Source organism: Xenorhabdus sp. KK7.4 (assembly GCF_963876465.1).
GTDB lineage: Bacteria > Pseudomonadota > Gammaproteobacteria > Enterobacterales > Enterobacteriaceae > Xenorhabdus > Xenorhabdus stockiae.
The window spans coordinates 1-269 of the sequence record NZ_CAWNQF010000056.1 but is presented as its reverse complement, the minus strand read 5'-3'; the positions used below and the strand labels follow the sequence as shown (position 1 = coordinate 269).

Here is a 269-nt window from a genome sequence, read left to right as displayed (position 1 = left end):
GAAAGAAAACGAACAGAAGCGATTTGAACAGGAGCAGAAACGGCTTGAACAGGAGCAAAAGCAGCTTGAACAGAAGCTGAAGCAACTTGAACAGGAGCAGGCCGCCAGCCAGCAGACGCAAGCAGCACCTGAGCCGAAGCAGGCAGAACCTGAGAATGTACGCCCCGGAGAGGAGCAGGCCGCCAGCCAGCAGACGCAAGCAGCACCTGAGCCGAAGCAGGCAGAACCTGAGAATGTACGCCCCGGAGAGGAGCAAGCCGCCAGTCAGC

At 58.4% G+C, this 269-nt stretch carries 1 pseudogene; it reads left to right on the top strand.

Going from position 1 to position 269, the window contains the following annotated elements:
- A pseudogene (locus tag AACS90_RS05630) lies at positions 1-269 on the top strand (hypothetical protein); the annotation flags it as partial.